Below are 21770 nucleotides of genomic sequence, written 5' to 3'. Positions count from 1 at the left end.
GTTCTATGAGCCGTTCTGACCGTGTTGCTAAGTACAACCAACTTATCCGTATCGAAGAAGCTCTAGGTGCTAAAGCTCCTTACAACGGTCTTAAAGAAGTTAAAGGTCAGTAATTCATAGTTTGAATTATTAGCTTAAAGCTTTAAAAAAACGCCTCCGATTTCGGAGGCGTTTTTGTTTGTGTCATTCCTTAGAGCGATGCAGGAGAGAGTAGGGAGTCTCCTTAAGCCTCTCGAATAGCCTCAACTCTGCGCTTTTCCATCTCTGTGCGAATATCCTCGCCTTTAAAGCCATCTTTGATAATGTCTTGTACGTTCACTGATAGGGCGGCTTGATATGCGTTCTCAAATATAGATTTTTGTGGGTATTCGATATCCTCAAAGCCTGTTCGGCCTCGACTATCAGCCATACAAGACAACAATATCTCTTCAAGCCTTTCCGGCTTACGCCATACATCGAACTTATTAAGTACTTTGAGTTTGGTCTCAGGGCGAAGCTCAGAGGCTCGGTGGATATTGGAGTGCTGCTCGCACACCATTAAAGCTAAATCACGAAACTCGTTGGGAATACGCACGCGTTCACAAAGCTTTTTGATTAGCTTAAGACCAGTATGACAGTGCATCTTATGGCTAGGCCATTCTGATTCAGGTGTAATGCCTTTGCCTAAATCATGCACTTGAGCAGCAAAACGCACAGGTAGGGAATTACTTAACAGGGCGGCTTGCTCAGCTACCAACAGGGTGTGAATACCAGTATCGATCTCAGGGTGCCACTTTTCCGGTTGAGGTACACCAAACAGCGCATCAAGCTCTGGGAGGACAACCTTCAAGGCGCCACAGTCGCGCAGCACTTTTAAAAACACCTGTGGGCTTTGAGTCGACAGAGACTTATGCCATTCCTGCCACACACGCTCAGGGGTGAGATGAGTTAACTCACCAGAGTCGGCGATCTCACGCATCAAATCCAAGGTTTCAGCTGCAACATTAAAGCCTAAATGCGCCAATTTTGCGGCAAAGCGAGCAACACGGAGGACGCGAAGAGGATCTTCGGTAAATGCCTCTGAAACATGCCTTAAAATACGATCTTGGAGATCACGTTGTCCGTTGTAGGGATCGAAAATGAGACCGTTTGGATCTTGCGCCATCGCGTTAATCGTTAGGTCTCGGCGAAGTAAATCTTCCTCGAGAGTGACATCCTGTGCAAAGTAGCATTCAAATCCCGTATAACCAGCACCGATTTTTCGCTCAGTACGGGCGAGTGCGTGTTCTTCTTTGGTCGTTGGGTGAAGAAATACTGGGAAATCTTTCCCAACCGCAGTAAAGCCTTGTTCGAGCATCTGTTCTGGTGTTGAACCGACGACGACCCAATCTCTATCATAAACGTCGATATTCAGCAGTTGATCGCGAACTGCTCCACCTACAAGGTATCTTTGCACTTAACCCTCTCTCATTTCTTCACATTGCCATTGGCTATTTATTCATGCAATGGTACTTTTCTTATCACTAAATTCCCAGAGACGAGAAGTATGTATAAGCAACATTTTGGATTTACGGAGCTGCCTTTTTCTATTGTTCCGAATTCTCGTTTTCTTTTTCAAAGCCAGCGTCATAAAGAAGCGATTTCTCGCTTGAGTGCTGGGCTTGGTGAAGGAGGTGGTTTTGCCATGTTGACTGGTGAGGTCGGAACGGGCAAAACAACGGTCGCACGAGCCATGCTTCGAGCGTTAGATGACAACATTCAAGCCGGCCTGATTCTTAACCCCACCTTCTCTAACAGTGAATTGCTTGAAGCGATTTGTGACGAGTTTGCGCTCGATTATCCGCAAGATGCTTCACTTAAGCAGCTTAGCCAATGTATTCATCAGTTCCTACTCGACAGTTATTCTAATGGGATACAGACGTTACTCGTTATAGATGAAGCTCAGCATTTATCCGCGGAAGTATTAGAGCAGCTTAGATTGTTGACGAACCTTGAAACGGAAAGTCAAAAACTGCTTAAGGTGTTGTTGATTGGTCAACCAGAATTGCAGCAGAAATTGCAAATGCCTCAACTTAGGCAGCTTGCTCAAAGAATCACTGGGCGATATCACTTATTACCATTGGATAGCAGAGAGACTGCGAGCTACATCCAGTATAGATTAACGTTTGCTGGTGGTGATGCTGCACTGTTTTCTAGCAAAGCACACAAACTGATAGCCAGCCAAACTATGGGTATACCCCGCTTGATTAACTTAGTATGTGATGCTGCATTGAAGCAGGCTTACAGTATTGGAGAAAAATCGCCAAGCCACGCGACTGTTCAACTTGCCTGCCAGGAGGTGATGAGTTTTCAGACGGCTTTCCAAGCGACAAAACCTCAGCCTAAAAGCAAGCCTTCTTATCTGACCTATGCTGTCGCAGCGTGCTTTGGGGTTGTCCTTGCTGGCGGAAGTTATCTCTATACACCGGTTTTGGTAGACGATATTATCAATGAGCAAATTGAACTGAATTATCCAGTCATTGAGCCCACCGTTATTTCGAAACAAGTATTTCCCTTAGAATTGAAATCCCAACTAGAGATGGCAAATAATCTGGAACAAGGGCTTGCCACTCTGTTCCAAGTCTGGGGATTTGAATCATCGGTACTTGATAGGCTGTGTTTGAGCGAGAACGAAAGCGCGTTTAGGTGCCAATTATTTCATGGTGACATTGAATCATTGCGTCATCAAAACATCCCTGTGCTACTCACTCTTCAGTTAGATGGAAAGTCGAGTTATGGGGTTCTATATAGTTTGGATGAGCAAAATGCGCGTTTACTTATCGGTGAGCATAGTATTGAATTGCCTATCAATCGGTTAGGGGAGATGTGGCCTGGAGAATACCGTCGAATCTGGCGTCGGTATTGGAATGTTTCTCTGAAACCAGGGATGCAAGGAGAGCCCGTTGGTTTGTTGGACCATCATTTGTCCCTTCTGCTTGGTAAGCCATCAGCGAGCAGTGAGCTATATGATCGGGATTTGGAAGAGAAGGTGAAGCTGTTCCAGCGTTGGCAAAATTTGTCGGTAGATGGTATTGCAGGAAAGCGTACTTTGCAGCGTTTAGAAGAAATGGTGCGTGAAAATGTGCCAAGTCTCAAAACAGATGAGGAATCGGCGTAATGTCTAAAGTTCTAAAAGCGCTCGACGTCTCAGAGCAACACCATCAAGCGATGCAGAAAACACCACATTACTCTCAACATCATGGTGGCGAGAAGGCCTCTGTAACGAATAAGTCAGCAGTTGCTACGCTAGTGTTATTGCCTGGTTTGTTAGCCGCACTCTACAGCAGTTATGACAGTTACCAAGATAAGCTTGTATCGTGGCTAACAACGAATCAACCGAGAGTGATAGAGGTTGAGACACCATTTGTCTACTCAGAGCTGCCTTATCCTAAGTTTGGTGATTTGACCCCAACTTATGAAATAGTGATGGCTGATACCGCTCTCGATAATCCACTTGAACTTGAAGAACCTTCAGTGAAGCCTGTGGTAGATGAAGTCGATTCTCAGCCCTCTGAAGTTGTGACACAAGAAGAGTCATTACTTGGCAACTTAGACCTTTCTGAATTATCGCCAGAACTGGCTCTACGAATTGAGAGTGCCCTAGGTGGAGATCAAGCGACAGCGAGTGAATCTAATACTGAACTTTCAAATCTGGCGCAGCAGGGAGATAAATGGCAAGGAAAATTACCTGCACTGAATTTTCAAACCCATGTTTACTCTAGTAATGTGGCAAAGCGATGGGTGAAAGTTAACGGCACCGAATATAACGAAGGTGACTGGATTACTGATCGTATTAAGTTAGAGAAGATTGAGCAAAATGGTTGTCAAATTCGATTTGATGATGAGCTGATCGATATTCCCGCTCTTTATGATTGGCAGGGGTAAAACAAAAAAGGTCGCGTTAGCGACCTTTTTACGTTTGGTTAAGCCCAGCCTGATGGAGAGCGTTTCTTACGAGGAATGATATGTGGCAGGATTAAACCAAACAGTAAACCTAAACCAGCAACACCACCACCGTACATAAAGTATTTAAGGAGTAGGTCATCTTTCTGAGTGTCCAGCTTAGCGCGTAGGCTACGAACCTCTTCTTGCGCTGAAGAAAGCTGTAGGCTCATGTCGCTGTAGCTTTGCTCTAGATCGGCAATTTGACGATTACGAGTCTCTAATGAATCAACTAGACCTGCTTTTTCTTGATCGGAACTTGAGCGAGCGTTTGCCAGCTTCTCTTTTGTTTCAGCGAGCTCTTTTTCCAGTTTTGGCAGGCGTAAAGCCATGCTTTCTTGGCTAGTCACGAACTTGCTTTCTACCCAACCTTTGCGTCCACGGTCATCTTGGATTTGGCTGTAGCCTGTTTCTCTGTTAGTGGACAATAGCTTTACTTTGTCACCAGCATCAATACTACCGATGATACGGTATTGGTTATTGGGGCCTGAATGCATGTAAGTGAAAAGCTTATCCGCAATGTATCGGTCTTGAGCCATTGCAGCAGGAGCTGCCACTAGAGTAGCTAAAACCAAGAAAACCAGTTTTTTCACGATAAATCCTTTAACAGTCTTATTGTCTATATCTTGCTAACTCGAAATAGTAAGTAGTTTCTTAGGCGACTGCAACAAAGAAGGGAGGCTAAGCCTCCCTTTCTGTGTATTTGAGTCAATAATGACAGTGCGTTAACACATCACTGACGGATTGATTAAACGAAAATCGCTTGAATTCCATAGAAGAATACAACGGCCAGCAGAGCACCTGCTGGTAGAGTCACAATCCAAGACGCAACGATGTTGCGGACTACGCCAAGGTTTAGCGCTGCGATACCACGAGCAAAACCTACACCTAGAACCGCACCTACAAGTGTCTGTGTCGTTGAGATTGGCAGACCAGTACCTGATGCAAGTACAACCGTACATGCTGTTGCTAGCTGAGCTGCGAAACCGCGGCTTGGTGTCAGTTCAGTAATGCCTGTACCAACAGTCGCCATTACTTTGTGACCTAGGGTTGCTAGGCCAACCACGATACCAAAGCCACCTAGAGGTAGAATCCACCAAGCAATCGTGCTTTTACCTGTGATTTCACCCATGTGTTCAACTGTTGATACTACAGCAGAAAGTGGACCGATCGCGTTTGCTACATCGTTTGAACCGTGGGCAAATGCCATTGCACAGGCTGTGATAACCATGAGTACGCTGAAGATACCTTCTACACCGGCAAAACCATGGTCATCTTCGCGGCTAGCGAATTTCTTCTGGATGTAGATGTAGCCACCCACCATGATGATTGCAGATACGCCAGCAGACCAAAGCCATGCTTCTGTATTCGAAAGGTGCAGACCTACGTGTTTAAGGCCCTTCTTGATTGTTACCAGCGCGATCACCATTGTTGTGATGAACATGTACACAGGAACAAAACGTTTCGCATTGAATAGTGGCTTTTCAGTATCAAAGATAAGGCGTTGTGCACTGACAAAGATTACGTAAGCGAAGAAACCAGAGATAACAGGAGTAATGATCCAACTACCTACAATGCCTTGAACTGAGCCCCAATCTACCGCTTCTGTACCTACAGAAACACAAGCAAAACCGATGATTGCACCGATGATTGAGTGTGTCGTTGATACGGGCCAACCCATGTAAGACGCAAGTAGTAGCCATGTACCTGCAGCTAAAAGTGCAGACATCATGCCGTAGACAAGTACATCTGGTTGAGAAGCAAAGAGTGACGTTTCGATTACGCCTTTACGGATAGTGTCGGTTACTTCACCGCCTGCAAGGTATGCACCCGCAAATTCAAAGATCATTGCGATAATGATCGCTTGTTTTACGGTTAACGCTTTAGAACCTACTGATGTACCCATCGCATTGGCTACATCATTCGCGCCAATACCGATCGCCATCAGAAAACCGAAAGCTGCTGCAATAATAATCAGGACAGTGCCGTAGTTCGCAAGGATATCCATCGTAATACCTAGTTGTTGATAACAAGCGGAGCAAATTAGGCACGAAAAAGCCCCTTCGGCGCGTCAATATTTATCGCCTATAAGGGGAGTGCAATTAAGATGCTCTTCGTTATTTGGTTAACTTATGATTTATGAGCGAGACAACATTAGCTCAAGACGCGCGCCTACACGTTGCGCTTGGTCAGCTATGCCACCTACCCACTCTAAAATTTTGTAAAGGAACATCACATCGATAGGATTCATATCCTGCTCAATCTCCATCAATTGTTGACGAAGTTGGATTTGCATCGCATCGGTATCATCTTCGATTACATCTAGTTGGTGGATCATTTCAGCCACAAGTGTTACTTCGCGACCTTTAAATCCAGTTTCCAATAACTCATCGAGCTCATTGATTACTTTTTGCGCTTGGTTTGCTGCATCTAGACAACGTTTAACATACGCAATGAAGTTTTCTTGAAGAGGCCCAGGGATAGTCAGTTGACGGCCGTAAACACGACCAGCAATGTCTTTCGCTAGGTTTGCTAGTTTGTCTTGCTGTGTCAGTAGCTCCAGCATATCGCTACGATCAACAGGCATAAACAAACCGCGAGGAAGTTTAAGACGAATTTCGCGCTTTAAAACGTCGGCTTCTTTCTCTAGGTGAGAGATTTGTGCACGAATCTCAGACGCTTTCTCCCAATCACCCTTTGAACTGACTTCAAAGAAGTTAACTAGGTGAGAACAACATTCGTTCACGCACACGACGTGGCGTTGCAAAGGCTTAATAGGGGACTTTGCAAATAACCCCATAATTGTATTTACTGGCATGGTCATTCAACCTAATTAATATAACCTAAAAATAACATACACCAGTTACGGTGAAATGTTGAGCGATGGCTATAAAGGCGCGCATGTTAACGCATTAAATCACTCATTAAAACTGTTTTAGATCATCATTCCTGCGATATTTCTTTCTTGCCGTGTAAGAAAATTGGCAATATCCTGTCTCTATCTGCTTTGAAAGGTATAACTATGGAAACCGAGATAGAACTGAAGTTTTTTGTTTCTCCTGATTTTTCAGAGACTTTGCGTCAAAAAATATCTGAAACCAAAGTACTTCAGCACAGCTGTCGAGAGCTTGGCAATACTTACTTTGACACGCCAGATAACTGGTTGCGTCAACATGATATTGGTATGCGAATCCGTCGTTTTGACGATGTATTTGTCCAAACAGTAAAGACGGCAGGGAGAGTCGTAGCAGGTCTACATCAAAGACCTGAATATAATGCCGAACACACCAGCAATGACCCTGATTTAACGTTACATCCTGACGACATCTGGCCTACAGGAAAAGATGTGGCGACGCTTCAAGCGCAATTGGTTCCTCTTTTCTCTACTAACTTTACTCGTGAGCAGTGGTTGATAGGTATGCCTGATGGTAGCCAAGTAGAAGTCGCCTTTGACCAAGGTAAAGTGGAAGCCAACGGCAAAGAAGATCCTATTTGTGAAGTGGAGCTGGAGCTTAAGTCTGGTCAGACGGATGCGCTGTTTACATTGGCTCGCAGCTTCTCAGAGCAAGGAGGCATGCGTTTAGGTAACTTAAGCAAAGCCGCGAAAGGATATCGATTGGCGACGGGCTATACAGGAGATGAGGTCAAAGCTCTTTCTCTAGTGAAGACCGACAAACGCGATAGTGTTGAATCTTGCTTTATTAACTCTCTTGAACATGCGCTATCTCATTGGCACTACCATGAGCAGATTTATTCTGAGCGAGAGTCAATAGAAGCACTTCACGAGATAAAAAGCTCTATCAGCTTTATTCGTCAAGTCTTGACGGTTTATGGTGGAGTTGTTCCGCGTCGAGCGAGTGCGATTTTGCGCCAAGAGTTAAAATGGCTAGAGCAGAGTTTAGAGTGGCTAAACGATTACGATTATCTTGAAGACTTGCTCGATGATAAGGGCCATGCGCTGCGTAAGCTGGATGCGCGCAAGTTCTTAGTTGGTGAGTTGAAGAAAATTCAAGAGCAGCTGCCAAGTCGAGAAGAGTTATTAGAACTACTCAACAGTGCTCGTTATACCGGCTTACTGCTCGATCTTAGTCGATGGATCTTGACTCGCGGCTGGCAGCCTTTCTTAGATGATAAGTCCCGCAATAAGATGGCATTGACGGTTGAACATTTCTCGGTTGAACAGCTCGATCGCACGTGGGCAGAGCTTATGGAAGCATTCCCGCCGGAGCGGAACTTAAACAGTGAAGACTACATCGAACAGCAATATCGTTTGATGCGTAATCTTTACACAGGGGTCAGTTTTGCAAGTCTCTACGACTTTGATGAGCGGGACCGGTTCCGTTTACCATGGAGCGATTTACTGCATGGTACGGATGATCTACTTAAGCTGAAAACACTGTCCCAGTTGGTGGACAAACTCGCGGGTGAAGAGCGTGAGCAGCTAGAGCGATGGTTAGCGCGTCAAGAGAGCTCTATTTTGCATGCAATGGAGCAGACTCGTGTCATCTGCATTGAAGCTGAGCCATATTGGCAAGACTAAAGAAAGATAAATGGGAGCCTCAGGGCTCCCGTTTTGTTTGATGTTCTAGCTTATCCAAGCGACGTAGAATCTCATCTTGTTTTTCGACTAATTCAATGAGTAAACGCTCTTTGTTTTCAGAGCGAGAGGTTTGCACTTTGGATGGTGAAGTGATCATAGAAGTCACCAAACCTGAAATCATACCGAACAAACCTACCCCACAGATGATTAATCCCGCCGCGAGAATTCTTCCGCCATCCGTGACTGGGTAGTGATCACCATAGCCAACGGTAGAGATCGTTACTAACGCCCACCACATTGCATCGCCACCATCCTTAATATTGGCATTGGGTGAGTGCCCTTCGATAAATAGCATCATGCTTGAGCCCGCTGTCAGCAATATCACCATTAATAGAAGAATTGAGGCTAAGGTTGTTTCATGTTTATTTCTCAGTAACTGTTTGATAACACTGCGGCTAGAGCGAATAACTAAGATAACTCGTAGAATGGAAAAAAGCCTCGCATAGCGAAGCGGCTCGATCATTGGCAAGCTGGCCAGAAAGTCGATCCAATGACGTTTCATAAATTGCATTCTATTTGTCGAGCGGATCAAATCTACACCCAGTTGTAGAATAAAAATGCTACAGATAAGAAAGTCTAGGCCGATAAGGACTTGTCGAGTTTCTGGGCGCAAAGGAAAAAACAGCAAGCCCGAGATCACAAATAAAGCCATGAATGACAGGATTAGTGACAGCAAGCTCATCGGTTTTGTATCGTCTTTGATATCATCTTTATTCATACGAGGCTCGAAATAAATAATATGGCGCAATCGGGGAGGGTAAGTAGCTCAGTCTAGTCACTCTAATATAATGCGCTAAAAATACAAAATTAGACTTAATGGAGAAGCAACGATGACCAAGATGGCATTTAAACCATGGGAGCGGTTAATCACTGATATCCGACTTGTTCCTAAAATGGTCATGCTGATGGTATTTAGTACCCTACTGATTATTGGTAAACAGCTGTGGGATGCGAGTACCTTTTATGACTCACTTCTTGCGGCTACCCAGAGCACTCAAATTGCCCAAGAGCATTATGAAGCGTATCTGGTTCAAGTCGTTTGGCAAACGGGTTTACTTATTGTTGTGTTTGTCGCGTTGCTGCTGTTTGCCGCACGAGTAATGCTACGTCAAACGCAGTACTTAAGCGATTCAATCAAAACAATGGCAGATAAAGACTTGTCTGTGCCAATCGAGATGGATTGCAAAGATGAATACGGTGATGTTGCTCGCGAGCTGGAAAAAACTCGTGTTCAACTGCAAGAAATGATCACATTGCAAGTGAGTGCTTCTCAGGAGCTAGCTGGTCTTACTGAGGTGATGACGCTTAGTATGTCTGAAACCAAAGAATCAGCACAGGAAGAGTTCCATGAGATTGATCAGCTTGCCACGGCAATGAGCGAAATGACTTCCACGGTTCAAACGGTGGCAGATCATGCTCAAAACGCTTCTTCTCTAACGGAAAGCGCTTCAGGCCAGGCGGCGACAGGTCAGCGATTTGTTCAAGATACAGTCATTAAAATCAGCGAGCTATCACAGGACATCTCGGCTTCTGCTCAAGCAGTAAATCAAGTTGAGGACAGCGTTGATTCTATTGGCAGCGTTGTTGGTACGATCCAGGGAATTTCTGAGCAAACTAACTTACTTGCTCTTAATGCGGCTATTGAGGCGGCTCGCGCCGGTGAAGCTGGACGCGGTTTTGCTGTTGTTGCTGACGAAGTTCGTAACCTTGCACAGCGTACTCAGCAAGCTACTGTAGAGATTCAAGAGATGATCACTCAACTTCAATCGAGCGCGAATTCAGCGGTTGAGTTGATGGAGAAAAGCGTGGTCGAAGCGGCTGAAGGCGTTGAGCTTGTGACCAATGCGGGCAGTGAATTAGATGGTATTGTTGGTCAGGTGAATCAAATCAACGATATGAACTTCCAGATTGCAACTGCGGCGGGCCAACAAAGCAGTGTGGCCGAGGAAATGAATCAGAACCTTACCAATGTTCGAGAGCTGGTCGAAGCTTCAGTTACTGTTGTTTCAGAATTGCTCGAAACATCTGAGATAATGCAGCAAAACGCAGAAGAGCTAGACAAGAAGATCACCTCGTTTAAGGTTTAGCTTCTCAAGTTAATTGCAATAAACGCCCACTCTCTACTAGTGGGCGTTTTTTATTGGTATAAATAGAGAGTTACAGTTCACCTAACTGGTATTTCTAGACAAGGAAGAATCATGCAACTGCCAGAAAGTCTTGCCCCAATTTCCCAATCCGTTGTTGAATCTCTAGCTAATGTAGAGTCGATGAGTCATTGGTCTGACTCTCAGAGAGCGCAACTGCGCTATGTCGCGGGCCTGAGCAAGTTTGTCAGTGATACGCTTCAAACAGATGAAACGTTGCAAAAACTGCTGCCTGAAATGTTGAAAGAGAACTCTCGCCATGAAAAGTATCGTGAACGACTCTCTGTCTTGCTTAGTGAAAGCAGTGATGAAATGCAAGGTCATCGTGTATTGAGACAATTTCGTAATCGGGAGATGGTCTATATAGCGTGGCGCGACTTTACGGCAACTTGGACTCTGGAAGAGAGTTTAGAGCACTTATCGCAGCTTGCAGAGGCGATGATATTTGAGACTTATCAATGGCAATACAAGCAGTGTTGTGAGCTGTGGGGAACTCCGACTAATGAGCAAGGTGAAGCTCAACCGATGCTGATTATCGGTATGGGTAAACTCGGCGGTGGAGAGCTAAACTTCTCCTCTGATATCGACCTGATTTTTACCTATCCAGAAAACGGTGAGACACAAGGCGCGCGCCGCAGTATCGCTAATGCACAGTTCTTTACTCGGCTAGGTCAGCGCATTATTAAAGCCCTCGACCAGCAGACTTTTGATGGTTTTTGCTACCGCGTCGATATGCGCTTGCGTCCGTTTGGTGACAGCGGACCATTGGTCATGAGTTATGCTGCTCTAGAAGATTACTACCAAGAGCAAGGGCGTGACTGGGAACGCTACGCGATGATTAAAGCGCGTGTCATGGGGCGAGAAATGTACCCTGAGTATCAAGAGCTACGCCAGATGTTACGTCCGTTTGTCTTCCGTCGTTATATCGACTTCAGTGCTATTCAATCACTGCGTCGAATGAAATCGATGATCAGCAGTGAAGTTCGCCGACGTGGCTTGAGCAATAACATCAAGCTGGGTGCCGGCGGAATCCGAGAAATAGAGTTTATTGCGCAAGTATTTCAGCTAATTAGAGGAGGACGCGAGCCAAGCCTGCGTCAACGAGGTTTGCTCTCGACCTTAGATGCGATAGAGGATCTAGAGCAGCTTACTTGTTCTGAAACTCAGCACTTACGTGATGCTTATAAGTTTTTACGTCGCTTGGAAAACTTGTTACAAGCGATGGCAGATAAGCAAACTCAAACTCTACCGGAAACGGATATTGAACAGCTGCAGTTATCTGTCGCGATGGGGTATACAAGCTGGCAGAGTATGATGGAAGATGTGCAGCATCATATGCGAAATGTCCATGCTGTCTTTGCAGACCTGATCGGAGATGATGAGGAAGAGCAGCAAGATATTGCCAAACATTTTGTTGAATTATGGGATATGGCTGCTAAGCAAGACGTACTTGAACATATTCTAGAGCATGATGTTCAAGCTGAAGAACCGGCAAAGATGGCAACGACCATCATGCAGTTCAAGCAAGACTTAGCGAAGAAGACGTTGGGGCCCCGCGGTCGTGAAGTGTTAAACCACTTGATGCCAAAAATATTCTCAGCAATCTACTCTCACAAAGATGCTCAATTTGGATTGCCTCGTGTGTTGCACTTACTGCACCGGATAGTGACACGAACGACTTACTTAGAGCTATTGGATGAACACAGTGCGGCGCTGACTCAGCTAGTACGCTTATGTACAGCAAGTCCAATGATATCGGAACAATTGGGGCGCTACCCAATCTTGCTCGATGAGCTAATCGACCCACAACAGCTCTACAATCCTGTGCCACTAGAAAGTTATCGTACTGAGTTGCGAGACTTCTTAGCTCGAATTCCAGAAGATGATATGGAGCAGCAGATGGAAGCGCTGCGCCAGTTTAAACAGATATGTATTTTACGTATTGCCGCTGCTGATATTGCTGGCGTTTTGCCTGTGATGAAAGTGAGTGACCATTTAACTTACTTAGCTGAAGCGATTGTGGAGTCAGTTGTAGGGCAAGCTTGGCTGCAAATCGCAGAGAAGTATGGTGAACCCACACACCTTAAAGATCGAGACGGTAAAGGCTTTGCTGTGATTGGATATGGCAAGGTTGGTGGCTGGGAGCTTGGTTATAATTCTGACCTCGATATCGTGTTTATGCATGATTGCCCGGTTGATGCTTATACCGATGGTCAAAAGGAGATTGATGGGCGTCAATTCTACTTGCGCTTGGCGCAGCGTATTATCCACATATTCTCTACCCGCACCGCATCAGGGATTTTGTACGAAGTGGACACACGCTTACGTCCATCAGGCGCTTCAGGATTGTTAGTGAGTCCTACCGAAGCCTTTGATGAATACCAGCATCAAGAAGCCTGGACGTGGGAGCATCAAGCGCTCGTGCGTGCGAGGATGATTTATGGTGATGAACCGCTCCAACAAGCTTTTGCGAAAACTCGTCATGATGTACTGACTCTGTCTCGTGATGAGGCGAAATTAAAGCAAGACGTAGCAGATATGCGAGTCAAAATGCGTGATCACCTCGGTGGTAAAAAAGCAGGGCGTTTTATGCTTAAGCAAGATCCTGGAGGCATTACTGATGTTGAATTTCTTGCTCAATACTTAGTGCTGCGTTTTAGTCATGACAAACCGAAACTAACCCGCTGGAGTGACAACGTAAGAGTATTCGAGTCGATGATTGCGCAAAGTGTCTTGGATGAAGATAAAGCAATGGCATTGACCCATGCCTACACTACGATGCGAGACCAGATACATCGTCGAAATTTACTTAACTTAGATGCAGATGTTGCCCAAGATAAGCTGGTGATGGAAAGAGAGATTGTGCAGAAAATCTGGAATGAGTGGTTTACTGACAACAAGTAACCTTGTTGCTTCGCCTTGACGAGTATTGGTGAGGGTTTAGAGCGCAGAATGGCTGTGCTAAACTCTTGCCAGAATTAAATTTTGGAGATCGACGATGAAACCAATCCTACCTAACTATAAGGATTCAGGTGTATTAATCATTGGTGATGTGATGCTAGACCGCTACTGGTACGGCCCAACAGGTCGCATTTCACCAGAAGCACCAGTGCCTGTAGTAAAAGTAGAAAACAATGAAGAGCGTCCTGGCGGAGCTGCGAACGTGGCAATGAATATTGCGTCGCTAGGTGGACATGCTCATATTGTCGGTTTAACAGGGATTGATGAACCAGCCAAAGTACTTAATGAAACCCTATCAGCACTAAACGTTAAATGTGATTTCGTTGGTCTTCCAAACTATCCAACCATCACTAAACTGCGTGTGATGAGTCGAGGTCAGCAGCTGATTCGCTTGGATTTTGAAGACAAGTTCGAAAACGTGGATGCTGAGCTTATTCTCGACCGTATGGAGCAGGCATTACCGAAAGTGAAGTCGGTTGTGTTGTCTGATTATGCTAAAGGTGCCCTTGAGCATGTTCAGCAGTTTATCCAAAAAGCACGCGCGGCGAATGTTCCTGTTTTCATTGACCCTAAAGGGGCGGATTTTGAGCGTTATCGTGGTGCAACTTTACTAACCCCGAACATGGCTGAGTTTGAGCTGGTGGTCGGTAAAGTCAGCTCAACCGAAGAGTTGGTTGAAAAAGGCCTTCAGCTCATTGAAGAATTCGATTTTGAAGCGCTGCTTGTAACCCGAAGTGAGCATGGCATGACTCTGCTTCGACGTGGTTGTGAGCCATTCCATCTGCCAACGCAAGCTAAAGAAGTGTATGACGTAACGGGGGCAGGAGATACGGTAATTTCTGTACTGGCTGCTTCTGTAGCGGCAGGAAAGCCTCTTGATGAAGCGTGCGCTTTAGCTAACGCAGCGGCAGGTGTGGTAGTTGGCAAGCTAGGTACCTCTACCGTGTCGACCATAGAACTCGCAGAAGCTGTTCATGGTAGCCAAGATACTGACTTTGGTGTGATTAGTGAACCAGCTCTTATTGAAGCGGTGAAAAAGGCGCAGTCTAAAGGTGAAAAAGTAGTTATGACCAATGGTTGCTTTGACATTTTGCATGCAGGCCATGTGTCGTACCTAAATCATGCGGCTGAACTGGGCGATCGTCTAATTGTTGCTGTGAACACCGATGAGTCCGTGAAGCGCCTTAAAGGCCCTGGACGCCCTGTTAACCCAACAGATCGTCGTATGGCTGTTCTAGCAGGTTTAGGGGCTGTTGACTGGGTCGTGCCGTTTGGCGAGGATACTCCGCAACGTCTAATCTCTGAAGTTTTACCTGATATGTTGGTCAAAGGTGGGGATTACAAACCAGAAGAGATCGCTGGTGGCAAAGAAGTGATCGCCAATGGCGGTGAAGTGAAAGTACTCAACTTTGAAGATGGCTGCTCTACAACTGAAATTATCGATGCCATTAAAGGTGGACGTGGCTAACACGCGATAACGCTACAAATATAAAACGCTCACCAATAGTGAGCGTTTTTTGTTTCTCGACTAATAAAAAATGGAGCTAGAAAGCTCCATTTTTTGGCATAGCTGAGAGCGTATTACTCTTCTAAGTCGCCGCAGAAGCGGTAACCTTCACCGTGAATCGTTGCGATGATTTCTGGAGTACCAGATACTGATTCAAAGTGCTTACGGATACGACGGATAGTTACATCGACTGTGCGATCGTGTGGTTTAAGCTCACGGCCAGTCATCTTCTTAAGTAAGTCGGCACGCGTCTGGATCTTGCCTGGGTTTTCACAGAAGTGAAGCAGTGCACGGAACTCAGAACGTGGCAGTTTGTAACCATCACCACTTGGGCTTACGAGTGAACGGCTATTGATATCAAGTACCCAACCGTTAAACACGTATTTCTCAACACTGCGTTTCTCTTCAGTTACAGCGCTAGAGTTCATTGAGCGATTTAGTAGGTTGCGAGCACGGATAGTCAACTCACGTGGGTTGAACGGTTTAGTGATGTAGTCATCTGCACCGATCTCAAGACCAAGGATCTTATCCACTTCATTGTCACGGCCAGTCAAGAACATAAGCGCTACGTTTGCTTGCTCACGCAGTTCACGTGCAAGCAGCAGGCCGTTCTTACCTGGAAGGTTGATGTCCATAATAACCAAGTTTACTTGGTTGTCAGACAGCACCTGGTGCATCTCTTCACCGTCACTGGCCTCAAAAACAGCGTATCCCTCTGCTTCAAAAATACTCTTAAGAGTGTTACGAGTTACTTGCTCATCTTCGACAATAAGAATGTGCGGGGTTTGCATTGGCGGTACCTAAACTTGTGAAAAAAATGTGCTAATGGAATAAATTTTAGGCAAAAACATAACATACAGGTAATGTGATGTTGATAATAAACCAAAGATTATAAAAAAACACTTTCTTTGATTGCCGCCGTCCTTGGATTTCGCTTTATTACCTTGTGAGGCTCCAGTTCCCCACTGATTCCATTAGTCGTTGAGGCGGATTTTATAATGTTAACAGCATGCTAACAACGTAGAAATGTTAATTCCAATCACTTTGTTGATTTATATCAAGAGTTAGAATGTAACAAATATTAATAGTATCAAGTGAATGTAAAACTGCTGATGATATGATGATATGATGATAGATGCGCAATTGTGGACTGCATATTTAAACCCATACTTTCAATTTGATGAGCGTATGGAGTGTGATTCTTTTGCCATTGTTACAGGGTGGAACCCTGCAAGCCAATGGCTGTCAAAAGATAAAAATAGAAGAAATAATCAGCAGTTACGGCGGGAAATAGACCATACTTATTATGTTGAAGTCTTGGTTGGAGATGAAGATTTCTCTTGGGCAGAACAGAGTTTTGCCATTCAAATTAATAGAGAGCGCGCTATTGAGCTAGGGATAAAATTTGGTCAAAACGCAATCTATTTTGTCGAACATGGTGAGCTATATCTATTGTCGTGTTTAAGTGATGGCTCATGCCAGAAGATTGAAGGATGGCCTACGCGCTGTCGATAAGGATTACCCATGTCTGCTCTGCTTATGGCCGTTAATGTTGCCTATAGGTGGAAGGAGGCGGAAAAATCTCATGGAGGAAAGATGAAAGATATTACACCGGATATTTGTGATAAACATGAAGACAAAGTGATGTTAGTAGAGCTACCGCTGCATAACTTTGGCGCAAAAAGTGCGTTTCATGGAGAGATTGTAACGGTTAGGTGTTACCACGATAACTCAAAAGTTCGAGAAATTCTGGGTCAAGACGGCACCGGAAAGGTACTGATTGTTGACGGTCATGGTTCTTGTCAAAAGGCGTTGTTAGGGGATCAGTTGGCGATCATGGCTATCGACAATAATTGGGAAGGTGTGATTATTAATGGCGCGATTCGCGATGCAGGTGCGATTGCAGAAATGGAGCTTGGCGTGAAAGCGCTTGGTACGTGCCCGTTTAAAACTGAAAAGCGTGGCGCTGGGGATGTAAACGTGACGCTGACTATCCATAACCAAATGATTCAACCAGGTGATTATGTCTACGCAGACTGGAATGGTGTATTGATGTCTAATGAAGAGCTGAAGTGGTAGAGGGTTAATCTAGAAGCGGAAACCTAACCCAAATTCCACTTCTTGCTGCCACTCTTGATAATCAAGGGTGGCGTGCAAATCTAAGTTTTCAGTGAGCCTTACTCGACTTGACACTTCCGCAGAAATGGATGATTCACGTCTCTCTTCATCTGGGCGATCATTACTGTATGAATGAAGTGTGCTCGCAACAGACACTCTGGGTGTGACTTGATAGCTCACGCCACTTAAAAAACCAGTTTCATTGATTCGCTCGCCATTATTTAGACGCGCCCCAACATATAAATCGATCTTGTCGAATACATTGTATGAGTATCCACCATCAACTTTCCAAGTATCAAAATCATGTTGGTCATTAGCGCTGGAGAGAAAGAGTCGATGCGGGGAAGACTCTTGTTGTGAGGGCAGTTGAGGCAATTCTGTTGCACCAAGAGAGCCAGCGAATAATATCGCTGATAGGCATAGCATTTTTTTCATGTGCCTCTCCTCGTCCTTGGTCAATTTTTCCACTGCAGACTAATTAAAGCATAAAACTATTGGACTAGGTGCATTTTTTATATAGCTATTAGTTATTAGGTTATGTGCCTGTGGTTTCATTTGAATTGTGAATGAACATTTGAAGGTCGTTGCAAATTATTGTGTGAATCAACAGGGGGGAAAGTAAAAAATAGAAACTTTTCGTTGACTCAAGCTGACTAAATAGGTTAAACGTATGGTTAAGCAAACACATAAACGCAACAAAAAATTAATTATGCAAAATCACAGCCTAGTAGTAATGACAACAACCATTATTATTACCGACATCGCACATGTTGGGGCAGGCTGCTGAGCGAAAGAAATTCAAAAAAGGCCTGTATCCATCAAGATACAGGCCTTTTTTTATGCCGATTTGAAAACATTTGGAGGAAGGGATGCGAGTTTTAAAGTTTGGAGGTTCATCATTAGCGGATGCTGACCGTTTTTTACGAGCAGCAGATATTATTGCTAATAATGCACAGCAAGAAGAAGTGGCGGTTGTACTATCAGCGCCAGGTAAGACGACCAACAAGTTGGTGGCTGTGATTGAGGGCGCTTTAAAAAATGGAGAGGCTGAGTTACAGATTGCTGAGCTAGAAGATTCATTCCGCGACTTATTCCAAGATATTAAACAAGTGCTTCCGGATATTGATGGTAGCGGCTATGACAACCAAGTTAAAACCTCTCTAACTCAATTACGCCAATTCGTTCACGGTATTAACTTATTGGGTATGTGTCCAGATAATGTCAACGCGCGTATTATCAGTAAAGGTGAGCGTGTTTCTATTCAGTTAATGAAAGCAGTGTTAGAGGCGAAGGGCCAAGCAGCCAGCTTGATTGATCCTGTTCAATACCTTTTTGCTCGCGGTGAGCACTTGGAAGCTATGGTTGATGTGGAGATTTCAACGCAAAACTTCCGTCAAAATCCTCTTCCTCAAGGGCACGTTAACATCATGCCGGGTTTTACAGCAGGTAATGAAAGTGGCGAACTAGTTACTCTTGGTCGTAATGGTTCTGATTACTCTGCGGCGGTACTGGCAGCATGTCTACGTGCAGATTGCTGTGAGATATGGACAGACGTTGATGGTGTCTATAACTGTGACCCACGTTTGGTTGATGATGCTCGTCTCCTTAAATCATTGAGCTATCAAGAAGCAATGGAGCTTTCTTACTTTGGTGCTTCGGTGCTACACCCGAAAACTATTGCTCCAATCGCGCAGTTCCATATCCCATGTCTAATCAAAAACAGCTTTAACCCTCAAGGAGCTGGTACTCTAATTGGTCAAGATACTGGTGAAGATAACCTAGCAATCAAAGGCATCACCACACTGAGCGATCTAACCATGGTCAACGTATCTGGTCCTGGTATGAAAGGCATGGTCGGCATGGCGAGCCGCGTGTTTGGTGCTATGTCTGCTGCAGGCGCTTCAATCGTTCTAATCACCCAATCTTCATCTGAATACAGCATCAGTTTCTGTATTGAAGCCCAAGATAAAGCCCTAGCTGAGCAAGCACTTAGTGAGACGTTTGAACTCGAGCTAAAAGATGGTCTCCTTGAGCCGGTTGAGTTTATCGATGATGTTGCCATTGTTACGCTGGTTGGTGATGGCATGCGTACTTCTCGCGGTGTTGCTTCGCAGTTCTTCTCATCTCTTGCTGAAGTGAACGTAAATATCGTCGCTATTGCGCAAGGCTCTTCTGAGCGAGCCATTTCTGCTGTGATTCCAGAAGATAAGATCTCGGAAGCAATCAAAGCGTGTCATGAAAACCTATTTAACTCTAAGCACTTCCTAGATGTATTCGTTGTCGGTGTTGGTGGTGTTGGTGGTGAGCTTGTGGATCAAATTCAGCGTCAGCAAGCGAAATTGGCGGAGAAAGGTATCGTTTTACGAGTATGTGGCCTAGCGAACAGTAAAGGTCTGTTGCTTGATAGTGAAGGTCTACCACTGGATCACTGGCGCGATCGCATGAAGGACGCATCTGAAGAGTTCACTTTAGCTCGTCTCATTTCTCTAGTTCAGCGTAATCACATCATTAACCCTGTATTGGTTGACTGTACGTCGAGTGAAGCGATTGCAAATCAATATGCTGACTTCTTAGCGGCAGGTTTCCATGTAGTGACGCCAAATAAGAAAGCCAATACAGCCAGCATGGCTTACTACCACCAACTGCGTGATGTTGCCCGCAGCTCGCGTCGCAAGTTGATGTATGAAACAACGGTAGGTGCCGGTCTTCCTGTCATCGAAAACTTGCAGAACTTGATTTCAGCGGGTGATGAACTTGAGCGCTTTACGGGGATTCTATCTGGTTCACTTTCCTACATTTTCGGTAAGCTTGATGAAGGTATGACACTGAGCCAAGCGACAAATATCGCCAAAGACAATGGCTTTACTGAACCGGACCCACGTGATGATTTATCTGGTATGGATGTTGCGCGTAAACTGCTGATCCTTGCTCGTGAAGCGGGTATGAACCTAGAGCTTGAAGATGTGATTGTTGATCAAGCTCTGCCACCAGGTTTTGATGACTCTGGCAGTGTAGAAGAGTTTATGGCTCGTCTTCCTGAAGCTGATGCATATTTCAAAGAGCAATCAGCTAAAGCGGCCGAAGAGGGTAAAGTACTCCGCTATGTTGGTGAAATCGAAGAAGGTAAGTGTCGTGTAAGTATTGCGGCAGTGGATGAAAATGATCCAATGTTCAAAATCAAAGATGGTGAAAACGCGTTGGCATTCTACAGCCGCTACTACCAACCAATTCCGCTAGTATTGCGTGGTTACGGTGCGGGTACTGAGGTTACGGCTGCGGGCGTATTCTCGGATGTGATGCGTACTTTAGGTTGGAAGCTAGGGGTATAACAACAATGAGTTCAAGTGATATGGATGTAGTGGTTTATGCCCCAGCATCAATTGGTAATGTAAGCGTTGGTTTCGACGTTCTGGGGGCGGCGGTGTCCCCAGTCGATGGCACACTTTTGGGCGACCGAGTATTGGTTAAGTCTGGGGCTGAGCCGTTCAGCCTAAAGACGGCGGGAGATTTTGTTGAGAAGCTGCCAACCGAGCCGAAAGAGAACATCGTTTACGATTGTTGGGTGGTGTTTGCTCGTGAGCTAGACAAAAAAGGTGTTGAGCTAAAGCCACTTGAAATGACGCTAGAAAAGAACATGCCAATCGGCTCTGGATTAGGCTCAAGTGCATGTTCTATTGTTGCTGCATTAGATGCATTAAACCGATTCCATGGTCAGCCGCTTAACGAGACAGAGTTACTGGCTCTGATGGGAGAAATGGAAGGCAAAATCTCTGGTGGTATTCACTACGATAACGTCGCGCCGTGTTACCTTGGTGGTGTGCAGTTGATGCTTGAAGAGCTAGGTATCATTAGCCAAGAAGTGCCTTGCTTTGACGATTGGTTCTGGGTGATGGCGTATCCGGGTATCAAAGTATCCACGGCAGAAGCGCGTGAGATCCTACCATCTCAATACCGCCGACAAGATATCATTGCTCATGGTCGCCACCTTGCGGGCTTTATTCATGCGTGTCATTCTGGTCAGCCAGAACTTGCTGCAAAAATGATCAAAGACGTGATCGCAGAACCGTATCGTGAGAAACTGCTTCCAGGTTTTGCGAATGCACGTCAATACGCAGCGTCTGCGGGTGCATTGGCAACCGGTATTTCTGGCAGTGGTCCGACACTGTTCAGTATTTGCAAAGAGAAAGATGTCGCTGAGCGAGTTGCTCGCTGGTTAGAACAGAACTACGTACAAAACGAAGAAGGATTCGTCCACGTTTGTCGTCTAGATAAACAGGGTTCGAAAGTAACAGGAAGTGAGCTATGAAGCTTTACAATATAAAAGAAAATGATGAACAAGTTTCCTTTGGCCAAGCCGTTCGCCAAGGATTAGGCCGTAACCAAGGTCTATTTTTCCCATCGGAATTACCAAAATTTGAAGATGTTGATGCGCTGCTGGCAGAAGACTTTGTCTCTCGTAGCACGAAAATCCTATCAGCAC

General features: G+C 45.1%; 19 protein-coding genes, 1 pseudogene and 1 other annotated feature. Of the genes and pseudogenes, 13 read left to right on the top strand and 7 right to left on the bottom strand.

Annotated elements, in window-relative coordinates; translation table 11 throughout:
• Positions 1 to 113: hypothetical protein (locus tag AC4MRV_RS18200; protein ID WP_491188729.1), on the top strand; the 113-nt coding region annotated here is incomplete at its 5' end.
• A gap of 110 nt (positions 114 to 223) precedes the next feature.
• Here the strand turns inward: AC4MRV_RS18200 and AC4MRV_RS18195 are convergent.
• Positions 224 to 1435, bottom strand: coding sequence for a multifunctional CCA addition/repair protein (locus AC4MRV_RS18195; protein ID WP_491188727.1), 1212 nt, complete (start codon positions 1433 to 1435; stop codon positions 224 to 226).
• A 90-nt stretch (positions 1436 to 1525) separates the two neighbouring features.
• On the opposite strand from AC4MRV_RS18195, the gene AC4MRV_RS18190 reads away from it, so the two are divergent.
• Positions 1526 to 3136, top strand: coding sequence for an ExeA family protein (locus AC4MRV_RS18190; protein WP_491188726.1), 1611 nt, complete (start codon positions 1526 to 1528; stop codon positions 3134 to 3136).
• A complete protein-coding gene (locus AC4MRV_RS18185; RefSeq protein ID WP_491188725.1) occupies positions 3136 to 3903 on the top strand; it encodes a general secretion pathway protein GspB in 768 nt (255 codons plus the stop codon). Before AC4MRV_RS18190 ends, AC4MRV_RS18185 begins: the two co-directional genes overlap by 1 nt.
• Before the next feature lie 38 nt (positions 3904 to 3941).
• On the opposite strand, the gene AC4MRV_RS18180 is transcribed toward AC4MRV_RS18185, so the two are convergent.
• The 3 genes from AC4MRV_RS18180 to AC4MRV_RS18170 all read right to left on the bottom strand — a co-directional run bounded on the left by AC4MRV_RS18180 (position 3942) and on the right by AC4MRV_RS18170 (position 6778).
• Entirely contained in the window at positions 3942 to 4553 is a 612-nt protein-coding gene (locus tag AC4MRV_RS18180; protein WP_491188724.1) for a TIGR04211 family SH3 domain-containing protein, read from the bottom strand.
• Between the two features lie 155 nt (positions 4554 to 4708).
• Complete coding sequence (locus AC4MRV_RS18175; protein WP_491188723.1) at positions 4709 to 5968, bottom strand: inorganic phosphate transporter; 1260 nt, start codon at positions 5966 to 5968, stop codon at positions 4709 to 4711.
• A 129-nt stretch (positions 5969 to 6097) separates the two neighbouring features.
• A complete protein-coding gene (locus AC4MRV_RS18170) occupies positions 6098 to 6778 on the bottom strand; it encodes a TIGR00153 family protein (protein ID WP_491188722.1) in 681 nt (226 codons plus the stop codon).
• 204 nt (positions 6779 to 6982) lie between these two features.
• On the opposite strand from AC4MRV_RS18170, the gene AC4MRV_RS18165 reads away from it, so the two are divergent.
• Complete coding sequence (locus AC4MRV_RS18165; RefSeq protein ID WP_491188721.1) at positions 6983 to 8500, top strand: CYTH and CHAD domain-containing protein; 1518 nt, start codon at positions 6983 to 6985, stop codon at positions 8498 to 8500.
• Positions 8501 to 8519: 19 nt separating this feature from the next.
• Here AC4MRV_RS18165 and AC4MRV_RS18160 read toward each other — a convergent pair whose 3' ends face one another.
• Positions 8520 to 9278, bottom strand: coding sequence for a potassium channel family protein (locus AC4MRV_RS18160; protein WP_491188720.1), 759 nt, complete (start codon positions 9276 to 9278; stop codon positions 8520 to 8522).
• 112 nt (positions 9279 to 9390) lie between these two features.
• Here AC4MRV_RS18160 and AC4MRV_RS18155 point away from each other — a divergent pair, with 112 nt between their 5' ends.
• The 3 genes from AC4MRV_RS18155 to hldE all read left to right on the top strand — a co-directional run bounded on the left by AC4MRV_RS18155 (position 9391) and on the right by hldE (position 15133).
• Positions 9391 to 10647 carry a methyl-accepting chemotaxis protein gene (locus AC4MRV_RS18155; RefSeq protein WP_491188719.1) on the top strand — a complete coding sequence of 419 codons (1257 nt, stop codon included), beginning with the start codon at positions 9391 to 9393 and terminating at the stop codon, positions 10645 to 10647.
• Between the two features lie 111 nt (positions 10648 to 10758).
• The gene (glnE, locus tag AC4MRV_RS18150; protein ID WP_491188718.1) at positions 10759 to 13608 is read left to right on the top strand and encodes a bifunctional [glutamate--ammonia ligase]-adenylyl-L-tyrosine phosphorylase/[glutamate--ammonia-ligase] adenylyltransferase; all 2850 of its coding nucleotides are present in this window, start codon (positions 10759 to 10761) and stop codon (positions 13606 to 13608) included.
• Positions 13609 to 13702: 94 nt separating this feature from the next.
• Entirely contained in the window at positions 13703 to 15133 is a 1431-nt protein-coding gene (hldE, locus tag AC4MRV_RS18145) for a bifunctional D-glycero-beta-D-manno-heptose-7-phosphate kinase/D-glycero-beta-D-manno-heptose 1-phosphate adenylyltransferase HldE (RefSeq protein WP_491188717.1), read from the top strand.
• A 113-nt stretch (positions 15134 to 15246) separates the two neighbouring features.
• On the opposite strand, the gene arcA is transcribed toward hldE, so the two are convergent.
• Complete coding sequence (arcA, locus tag AC4MRV_RS18140; RefSeq protein WP_008080345.1) at positions 15247 to 15963, bottom strand: two-component system response regulator ArcA; 717 nt, start codon at positions 15961 to 15963, stop codon at positions 15247 to 15249.
• A 337-nt stretch (positions 15964 to 16300) separates the two neighbouring features.
• Here arcA and AC4MRV_RS18135 point away from each other — a divergent pair, with 337 nt between their 5' ends.
• Both AC4MRV_RS18135 and AC4MRV_RS18130 read left to right on the top strand, forming a co-directional pair.
• Positions 16301 to 16687 carry a DUF3293 domain-containing protein gene (locus AC4MRV_RS18135; RefSeq protein ID WP_491188716.1) on the top strand — a complete coding sequence of 129 codons (387 nt, stop codon included), beginning with the start codon at positions 16301 to 16303 and terminating at the stop codon, positions 16685 to 16687.
• Between the two features lie 81 nt (positions 16688 to 16768).
• Positions 16769 to 17251, top strand: coding sequence for a putative 4-hydroxy-4-methyl-2-oxoglutarate aldolase (locus AC4MRV_RS18130; RefSeq protein WP_491188728.1), 483 nt, complete (start codon positions 16769 to 16771; stop codon positions 17249 to 17251).
• 9 nt (positions 17252 to 17260) lie between these two features.
• On the opposite strand, the gene AC4MRV_RS18125 is transcribed toward AC4MRV_RS18130, so the two are convergent.
• Positions 17261 to 17725 (bottom strand): hypothetical protein, encoded by a 465-nt coding sequence (locus tag AC4MRV_RS18125; RefSeq protein WP_491188715.1) that lies wholly within the window; start codon positions 17723 to 17725, stop codon positions 17261 to 17263.
• Positions 17726 to 17960: 235 nt separating this feature from the next.
• Here AC4MRV_RS18125 and thrL point away from each other — a divergent pair, with 235 nt between their 5' ends.
• The 4 genes and pseudogenes from thrL to AC4MRV_RS18105 form a co-directional block, all read left to right on the top strand.
• Positions 17961 to 18077, top strand: coding sequence for a thr operon leader peptide (thrL, locus tag AC4MRV_RS18120; protein ID WP_491188714.1), 117 nt, complete (start codon positions 17961 to 17963; stop codon positions 18075 to 18077).
• Positions 18012 to 18130 (top strand) — a sequence feature (Thr leader region). (Overlaps the previous gene by 66 nt.)
• A 29-nt stretch (positions 18131 to 18159) precedes the next feature.
• A complete protein-coding gene (gene thrA / locus AC4MRV_RS18115) occupies positions 18160 to 20619 on the top strand; it encodes a bifunctional aspartate kinase/homoserine dehydrogenase I (protein ID WP_491188713.1) in 2460 nt (819 codons plus the stop codon).
• A 20-nt stretch (positions 20620 to 20639) separates the two neighbouring features.
• Positions 20640 to 21596, top strand: a complete 957-nt coding sequence (gene thrB, locus AC4MRV_RS18110) for a homoserine kinase (protein WP_005447861.1) — start codon at positions 20640 to 20642, stop codon at positions 21594 to 21596.
• A pseudogene (locus AC4MRV_RS18105) lies at positions 21593 to 21770 on the top strand (threonine synthase); the annotation flags it as partial. The gene thrB and the pseudogene AC4MRV_RS18105, both read left to right, overlap by 4 nt.

It is taken from the genome of Vibrio sp. (genome assembly GCF_984391705.1).
This window is presented reverse-complemented; position numbering and strand designations above follow the sequence as displayed.

What these genes read in the sequence shown, in the direction of transcription:
- AC4MRV_RS18135 (WP_491188716.1), top strand. Translation starts at nt 16,301, where the DNA reads ATGATAGATGCGCAATTGTGGACTGCATATTTAAACCCATACTTTCAA.
- thrA (WP_491188713.1), top strand. Translation starts at nt 18,160, where the DNA reads ATGCGAGTTTTAAAGTTTGGAGGTTCATCATTAGCGGATGCTGACCGT.
- thrL (WP_491188714.1), top strand. Translation starts at nt 17,961, where the DNA reads ATGGTTAAGCAAACACATAAACGCAACAAAAAATTAATTATGCAAAAT.
- AC4MRV_RS18175 (WP_491188723.1), bottom strand. Translation starts at nt 5,968, where the DNA reads ATGGATATCCTTGCGAACTACGGCACTGTCCTGATTATTATTGCAGCA.
- AC4MRV_RS18170 (WP_491188722.1), bottom strand. Translation starts at nt 6,778, where the DNA reads ATGCCAGTAAATACAATTATGGGGTTATTTGCAAAGTCCCCTATTAAG.
- arcA (WP_008080345.1), bottom strand. Translation starts at nt 15,963, where the DNA reads ATGCAAACCCCGCACATTCTTATTGTCGAAGATGAGCAAGTAACTCGT.
- AC4MRV_RS18160 (WP_491188720.1), bottom strand. Translation starts at nt 9,278, where the DNA reads ATGAATAAAGATGATATCAAAGACGATACAAAACCGATGAGCTTGCTG.
- hldE (WP_491188717.1), top strand. Translation starts at nt 13,703, where the DNA reads ATGAAACCAATCCTACCTAACTATAAGGATTCAGGTGTATTAATCATT.
- AC4MRV_RS18190 (WP_491188726.1), top strand. Translation starts at nt 1,526, where the DNA reads ATGTATAAGCAACATTTTGGATTTACGGAGCTGCCTTTTTCTATTGTT.
- AC4MRV_RS18130 (WP_491188728.1), top strand. Translation starts at nt 16,769, where the DNA reads ATGAAAGATATTACACCGGATATTTGTGATAAACATGAAGACAAAGTG.
- AC4MRV_RS18165 (WP_491188721.1), top strand. Translation starts at nt 6,983, where the DNA reads ATGGAAACCGAGATAGAACTGAAGTTTTTTGTTTCTCCTGATTTTTCA.
- glnE (WP_491188718.1), top strand. Translation starts at nt 10,759, where the DNA reads ATGCAACTGCCAGAAAGTCTTGCCCCAATTTCCCAATCCGTTGTTGAA.
- AC4MRV_RS18155 (WP_491188719.1), top strand. Translation starts at nt 9,391, where the DNA reads ATGACCAAGATGGCATTTAAACCATGGGAGCGGTTAATCACTGATATC.
- thrB (WP_005447861.1), top strand. Translation starts at nt 20,640, where the DNA reads ATGGATGTAGTGGTTTATGCCCCAGCATCAATTGGTAATGTAAGCGTT.
- AC4MRV_RS18185 (WP_491188725.1), top strand. Translation starts at nt 3,136, where the DNA reads ATGTCTAAAGTTCTAAAAGCGCTCGACGTCTCAGAGCAACACCATCAA.
- AC4MRV_RS18125 (WP_491188715.1), bottom strand. Translation starts at nt 17,725, where the DNA reads ATGAAAAAAATGCTATGCCTATCAGCGATATTATTCGCTGGCTCTCTT.